Below are 6,784 nucleotides of genomic sequence, written 5' to 3'. Positions count from 1 at the left end.
GGATTTGGATTTAATGATCCAGGCCATCTTGATTCAGCGGCAGGTCGGCGGAAATCTTGCCACAGTCCTCGACAGGATTGTACAAACCATCAGGGAGAGAACGAAAATCCACCGGCAGATTTCCTCGCTTACGGCACAGGGGCGTTTATCCGGGATTGTCATCGGCCTATTGCCTATCATTCTCGCCTTCGTGATCTATTTAATTGAACCTGAATATATCGGGACATTATTCAGCCACCCAATTGGTATAGCGCTGACAGCGGCAGGCTTCATTTCGGGAATCATTGGGTTTTTTCTCATTCGTAAAATTACTGCGATCGAGGTGTAGCGATGATTTATTTTACTTTTTTTCTTTCCGTTTCACTGCTGATTTACGGATTATATTTAATCAAGGATGAGAAATCCTCCTATATGAAGAACCGGATGTCAGCGTTTGTCAGCGGTGTTAAGGAGCAAACAGAGCCTGAGGCGGAAAAATCGAGTCATGCATCCTTGTATGAACGGATCGTCAAGCCGCTGGTCAATGATTTTAAAAGAAGCTTTAAGAAAAAAATGCCTGGTGAGAAAGAAGCGAAGATTGAAACAAAGCTTCTTCTCGCGGGAAGCCCTTTTGGAATGACTCCTGTAGATTTTAGATTATTACAGATTTCCATCATGCTGCTTTTTCCGCTTTTAGCAGGTGCATATGGGGCACTGCTTCAGACGGGCTATGCAGGAATATTCCTGTTTTTCATTGTCGGGCTCGGAGCTGGCGCGGTTCTCCCCCATTATTACCTCAATCTTAAAAAGAAAGCTCGAAACCGAAGTGCTTTGAAGGAGCTTCCTGATATCCTTGATCTTCTGACTGTAAGCCTTGAAGCAGGTCTAGGATTTGACTCAGCGGTCAGCAAGGTCGTCTCAAAGAAAGACGGAGTCCTTTCAGCTGAATTTCATCGCAGCCTTGAAGAATTAAGGCTTGGCAGGACGAGAAGAGAGGCGCTGTCAGGGATAAAGCTCAGGGTAGAAGTAGAAGAGGTCAGAGCTTTTATCAGCAGCATCCTCCAGGCGGAGAAGCTGGGAATCGGTATGGTGCAGGTGCTTCGTGTCCAGTCAAATGAAGTACGAGAACGAAGGAGGCAGAGGGCAGAGGAAGAAGCAATGAAGGCTCCGGTCAAAATGCTTTTCCCGCTGGTGCTTTTCATTTTTCCGAGCTTGTTTATCGTCCTGCTTGGTCCAGCGCTGATTCAATTTATTGAAACCTTTTCAAAATAAAGAAATGGACTGGCTGTATCTAAGGGCCAGTCCATTTCTTTATTTTTTAACGATCTTTGATGGGTTATTGATTTTAAAAGCTACTGAAACTTCTAAAAGCAGAGCCTCATCTTCAACATCCTTACCCTTCGGAAGGCTTTTCTTGACGATTTTACCGTCAAATTCTAGTTGCTGGCCGGGCTCTAATTCAAGTTTTTTCAGGGTTTTACTGTGAGAACCCCAGGCAAGGCCGACCTCAATAGGTTCATCCTGCTCAATTATTACGTCCTCAAACACGACTACTTCATCGTTATCTTCATTAAAATGATTCCAGCTCAGAGCAAACTGCTTCACTTTGCCTGTAAAATGAACTTTTTCTTCAGGCAGTTTCAATTTTGTCTGCTTTTCTTTTTTTTCTTTTGTCTTTTTTGCCGTTTTTTCTTGTTGCGGTTCTGCTAAGTCTGGAGCTGCAGACTTAGTTTCAGTTTTGATTTCTGGTACCGTTGGTTCTGCGTGAATGCTGTCTGTTGCGGTATCAGCATTTTGGATAATGATTTCTTTCCCGAAGCTTGATGCCTGCATTTCTTTCAAATAAGCAGGCTGGATGCAGGTGAGGTTCCCATCCTGGAATTCGATCACCAGCGTGTTATATTCCGCGGTTTCTCCAAAAATCTCATATCCCTTTATTGTAACAAGACAATGTTGGTTTCTGTCTTTGTACCAGAATTCCTTTTTTGTACTTAGTCCCCATTCCTTTACCTTTTCCAAATAATGAGCTTCATCTTCAAATCGTTCGTATTCCCCTTTAGGCGGGATATATTGTGTCAAATGTGATTGATTAATGCCAGCTACTGAATTCGCCATCTGTCCACTTCCTTTCAAGTCTATTTTACAGTCTTGGCTGATAGAAAAAAAGCGCCAGCCTTCTAAAGAAGCTCTCCAGCTTCCACCGCCCGAAAATGAGATATTTTCCTAGTTATGGATAAATGCCCGTACATTTTCAGCCCTCCACGAATTAACTAATTAAGAAGGATCGATGAGACATATGTAGGTAACGACGATCGTTAGGAGGAACGATGTGGATACGAAATTTATAAAGAAATGTATGAAAGAGATCCAGGTGAAGAATCTTGACAATCAAGATGTGGAGGTTATCAATAATTCCCCGCTGGTAATGATCGGGAAAGGACGCCAGGGGGCGGTTTTCCAATATACCGATGATATTTGTATAAAAGTGTTTGGCAATGCGGAGGATTGTGAGCGTGAATATTATGCACTTTCCCTGGGCCAGCAAACGGATCTGTTTCCTCGTCTTTATGACAAGGGTGAGCTATATATTGCGATGGAAATCATCAAAGGGGTGGACGTGAGGGAGTACTTACAATCACAGCCTTTGACAGAAGAATTGTCTCTTAAATTGATCAATATGCTGATTACATTCAAGGAAATAGGCTATGACCGAATCGACCACCACAAGCGTCAGATTTATCTTCAGCCGGACGGCAGCCTGAAGGTGATTGATGTGGCAAGGGCTGTTTGGCGTGATCGTGTCTATCCTTATCCTAGAAAGCTGCTGACTTCGCTTGGGGAAAAAAATAAGAATTTATTTATGAACCATGTTCAACAGCTGAAGCCGGAGCTTTATGAGGAATGGGTGTACTATATGCAGATGGAAGAAGTGTCGCGTGAAATATATCAGTTATCACTTGATGGTAAGACAGACAAAGTGCAATTAAGTGAACAAAGCGAAAAATTATTGACAACCCATGATCAAAAAATCCATAAGAACCAGCTTGAAAATATGATGCACAAGGTTTTTAAGGAAGAATGGGTGAAAACAATGCTGGCGCGCGGTGCTGATCCTGACAAGGTTATGGACAAAATCGATGAATACTGGAAAAAGCTTCAACTAGGTATGCAGCCTCAAAGGCGCAATAGGCTGAATGGCAATGGAAGAGGTTCTGGTAAGTCCCAGAAGCTCAATTGGGAAGATTTTTATAAGAAAACATCCGAAAAGGATAAAAAAGAAAAGAGTTCCCCAATGGATTCTTGGGGAATGGCTTTCGATAGCATGAGAATGAAGAAGAGGGAAAGAAAACGCAGAAAGTAAGTTTTGAAAAGATATTTCATATGAGGAGGGCCTAATCTTCAGACGAGGAGAAACCGATATGAAAGTACTTGTAATCTGGCGTCTGCTTACTGTTGGCGGGGTAAATGCCGGATGGCGGAATCGCTCGATCTATTTTAAAAAACATGGAATCGATACAGAATTCCTGTATACGACTGACCATGGCGGTCTGCATATAATGGAGGACATCGCTCCTGTGTATTTAACGAAGGATGATAATGAAATCATTAATATCATCAAAAATAATCACTACGATGCCATCATTGTTGTCGATACCGCGGCAGCTTATAAATGGATCCGGAAAGCAAAATTTACAGGCCCTGTCATCATTGAGGCCCGGACACCGGAAATCATCAAGCTTCAGCCGCATTTGAAAAACTTTAAAGGAATTAAGCCTCAGGTAATCGTTGTACCTTCTAATTACCAGAAACGGATTGTTTCGATTTTAACCGAAACCAAACCGATTGAAGTAATCTACAACGGGGTTGATCCATCCTTTTTTCACATACTGCCTGAAAAAGATATCGATTTTCACAGTGTGCCTGTTTTACCTGCAGATAAGAAAATCATCGGCTGGATCGGCAGACTGGACAAACGAAAAAACTGGCCGATGCTTCTTGATGTAGCGAAAAGGATTAAAAGTGAACGGAAGGATATTGAGTTCTGGGTAATAGGCGGAGCGCAAAGTGTCCAGCGTGAAGAATTCAGGGCGAAATGGCAAGAGGAAAATTTGACGGACATTATAAAATGGTTCCCCGTCATTCCTTATCAGCAAATGCCTCATGTCTATGCGAAAATTCGCCAATCAGGCGGCTGCACCCTGGCTACTACCAAATCAGAATCCTTCGGCAATACTTTTATCGAATCGATGGCTTGCGGTGTGCCCGTAGTAGCTTCAAACATGATGCCAGTCACAGAGCTGGTTCCCCAGGGACAAACCGGAATGCTTTATCGTGGACAGAATGTGGATGATGCAGTGGCGAAAATTTATTCAATACTTGATGCTCCTGAATTGCATCAAAAAATGTCCAATACGGCGACTGAACATGTTCAGCGGAATTTTTCCATAGAAGTGGTGGCAGAGCAGTATATCGATTTGTTATACGAGATTGTCTATGGAGGCCAAAAAAGGGGTGGGAACCCATGATTAATCCGGTAGCTTACCGCAGGAAATTAGAAGGAAAATCAAACTCGCATCTAATCGCTTTTGATGATGGAAGAGAGTATGTGGTTAAATTTTTTCAACCCGGATTTGAACGTACCTTGCCCAATGAATGGGTTTCCTATTGTTTGGCAAGGTATCTGGGACTGCCCATTCCATTTGCCAGATTAGTAGAAATCCCCGATGAGTTTACAGTGAAAATCCCTGAACTGGCTCAGATGGTTCCTACCCAATTTCAGTTCGCATCTTTATTTGTGCCGAATTGTCTTGATGGGCATCAGGTCCGGGGAGTAGTATCTGGCATATTGAATCAAGAGACATTGGCCGGAATCATTCTATTTGATTATTGGATGTGCAACCGTGACCGGACACGTAAAAATATTCTTTTTCAGGAAGACTCTCAAGATGTGTTTCAATTATGGGTTATTGATCATGCAGAGGTTTTAGGGTCATATGATTGGCAAATATCAAATCTGGAGAATTTGCCGACAGGGCTAAGGAAAAGCGCTGCTCACAGGCTGATGGCTTCTTTTATTGAAAACGAGGAGGCATTTGCTGAAGCTCTCGAGCTCATCCAGACAATTCCCATTTTCTTGATTGAAGAAATTGTCTCGACCATTCCTGATGACTGGAATGTTTCAAAAGAAGAAAAGAAAGCGATGGTAAATGCGCTGGTTCAGCACCGGACAAAAATCCTTCCAAAGCAAATGGCTAGAATCATAAAAAAGGTATACCATTCAAAACGCGGAAAGAAATCATGACATCTCTTGTCTAATTCAATGAAATGAATGTGTGCTTATGTCTATAAAGTCTTTCGGTATGTAGGCTTATGACGTGAGCGGAGTTTGCCCCTTTGAATATAAAGAATTATGGAATTCAAAAGGGAGGCAGCATATGAAGATTAGAAAAGCTATTATCCCGGCGGCTGGCCTTGGGACTCGTTTTTTACCGGCAACGAAAGCACAGCCCAAGGAAATGCTGCCGATTGTTGATAAGCCGACCATCCAATATATAGTCGAGGAAGCCGTTGCTTCAGGTATAGAGGAAATTATCATCATCATCGGCAGGGGAAAAAGATCAATAGAAGACCATTTTGATAAATCATATGAACTCGAAGATGCTTTATTAAAAAAGAATAAACTCGATATTTTGGAAGAGGTCCAAAGGATTTCGAGTCTTGCCAATATCTATTATGTCCGGCAAAAGGAGCCAATGGGATTGGGGCATGCGATATTATGTGCCCAAAGCTTCATCGGCAATGAGCCTTTCGCCGTTTTGCTCGGGGATGATATCGTCAAATCAGAAACGCCTTGCTTAAAGCAAATCATCAATGTCTTCGAATATTGCAATAGTTCTGTAGTAGGTATTCAAAGTGTGCCAGAAAAGGATGTCAGCAAGTATGGAATCATTAAGCCCAAGGGAGCGAATCTTGAACCAAATCTTTTCTATATTGAGTCGCTCGTAGAAAAGCCATCTATAGACGAAGCTCCTTCAAGGTATGCGATTATGGGCAGATATGTCCTGAGGCCGGAGATTTTCGAGGTATTGGCAGAGCTGCCGGTGGGCCATGGCAGTGAACTTCAGCTTACGGATGCCCTCAATGAACTCAGTAAGCGGCAGGCAGTGTTAGCGTATAACTTTGAGGGTGACCGCTATGATGTCGGGGATAAAATTGGATTCGTTAAAGCTACATTGGACTTTGCTCTGCAGAGGGAAGATATTCGTGAGGATGTACTTGAGTATTTGAAGAATTTTTATGAAAAAGCTCATGGTGAGAGCTTGAAGAAAGAGGGTACCTGATATGAAGATTGCTGTATTAGGTACTGGATATGTTGGGCTGTCCACCGGAGTTTGTCTCGCAGAAATCGGCCACAATGTTGCCTGCATTGATGTCGACCAGAAGAAAATAGAAACCCTCAAGCAAGGAAAATCCCCCATCTATGAACCAGGGTTAGAAGAGCTGCTATCGAGAAATTATGCTGCTGGCAGACTAAGGTTCACAACTTCCCATCAAGAAGGATTATGCGAGGCGGAAATCATCATGATCGCCGTAGGTACACCTCAAAGTGAAAATGGTCGCGCGAATTTATCCTTTCTGGAACAAGCAGCGAAAGATCTTGCCGCTCATATTGTCCAGGATTCAATCGTGGTGATCAAAAGTACGGTGCCAGTGGGTACGAATGACCACTTTGAACAGCTGCTAGCTGCTCATCTTAAAAAGAAGGTGGAAATTCAAATGGTATCTAACCCTGAATTCCTTAGGC

General features: G+C 42.8%; 8 protein-coding genes. 7 read left to right on the top strand and 1 reads right to left on the bottom strand.

What is annotated here, in order from left to right; all coding sequences use genetic code 11:
- Positions 1 to 328: type II secretion system F family protein (locus tag WB217_RS16655; RefSeq protein ID WP_423994392.1), on the top strand; the 328-nt coding region annotated here is incomplete at its 5' end.
- 2 nt (positions 329 to 330) lie between these two features.
- Positions 331 to 1,251 (top strand): type II secretion system F family protein, encoded by a 921-nt coding sequence (locus WB217_RS16650; protein ID WP_423994391.1) that lies wholly within the window; start codon positions 331 to 333, stop codon positions 1,249 to 1,251.
- Between the two features lie 39 nt (positions 1,252 to 1,290).
- On the opposite strand, the gene WB217_RS16645 is transcribed toward WB217_RS16650, so the two are convergent.
- A complete protein-coding gene (locus tag WB217_RS16645) occupies positions 1,291 to 2,094 on the bottom strand; it encodes a hypothetical protein (RefSeq protein ID WP_423994389.1) in 804 nt (267 codons plus the stop codon).
- Positions 2,095 to 2,308: 214 nt separating this feature from the next.
- Here WB217_RS16645 and WB217_RS16640 point away from each other — a divergent pair, with 214 nt between their 5' ends.
- The 5 genes from WB217_RS16640 to WB217_RS16620 all read left to right on the top strand — a co-directional run.
- Positions 2,309 to 3,340 carry a hypothetical protein gene (locus WB217_RS16640; protein WP_423994388.1) on the top strand — a complete coding sequence of 344 codons (1,032 nt, stop codon included), beginning with the start codon at positions 2,309 to 2,311 and terminating at the stop codon, positions 3,338 to 3,340.
- A 58-nt stretch (positions 3,341 to 3,398) separates the two neighbouring features.
- Entirely contained in the window at positions 3,399 to 4,505 is a 1,107-nt protein-coding gene (locus WB217_RS16635) for a glycosyltransferase family 4 protein (protein WP_423994387.1), read from the top strand.
- Positions 4,502 to 5,281: a HipA family kinase gene (locus tag WB217_RS16630; RefSeq protein WP_423994386.1), complete on the top strand. Its 780-nt coding sequence runs from the start codon at positions 4,502 to 4,504 to the stop codon at positions 5,279 to 5,281. The genes WB217_RS16635 and WB217_RS16630 overlap by 4 nt, the downstream gene beginning before the upstream one ends.
- Positions 5,282 to 5,414: 133 nt before the next feature.
- Entirely contained in the window at positions 5,415 to 6,320 is a 906-nt protein-coding gene (galU, locus tag WB217_RS16625) for a UTP--glucose-1-phosphate uridylyltransferase GalU (protein WP_423994384.1), read from the top strand.
- A 1-nt stretch (position 6,321) separates the two neighbouring features.
- Positions 6,322 to 6,784: NAD(P)-binding domain-containing protein (locus WB217_RS16620; RefSeq protein ID WP_423994383.1), on the top strand; the 463-nt coding region annotated here is incomplete at its 3' end.

It is taken from the genome of Mesobacillus sp. (genome assembly GCF_049588175.1).
GTDB lineage: Bacteria > Bacillota > Bacilli > Bacillales > Cytobacillaceae > Mesobacillus.
This window is presented reverse-complemented; position numbering and strand designations above follow the sequence as displayed.

What these genes read in the sequence shown, in the direction of transcription:
- WB217_RS16650 (WP_423994391.1), top strand. Translation starts at nt 331, where the DNA reads ATGATTTATTTTACTTTTTTTCTTTCCGTTTCACTGCTGATTTACGGA.
- WB217_RS16645 (WP_423994389.1), bottom strand. Translation starts at nt 2,094, where the DNA reads ATGGCGAATTCAGTAGCTGGCATTAATCAATCACATTTGACACAATAT.
- WB217_RS16635 (WP_423994387.1), top strand. Translation starts at nt 3,399, where the DNA reads ATGAAAGTACTTGTAATCTGGCGTCTGCTTACTGTTGGCGGGGTAAAT.
- WB217_RS16630 (WP_423994386.1), top strand. Translation starts at nt 4,502, where the DNA reads ATGATTAATCCGGTAGCTTACCGCAGGAAATTAGAAGGAAAATCAAAC.
- galU (WP_423994384.1), top strand. Translation starts at nt 5,415, where the DNA reads ATGAAGATTAGAAAAGCTATTATCCCGGCGGCTGGCCTTGGGACTCGT.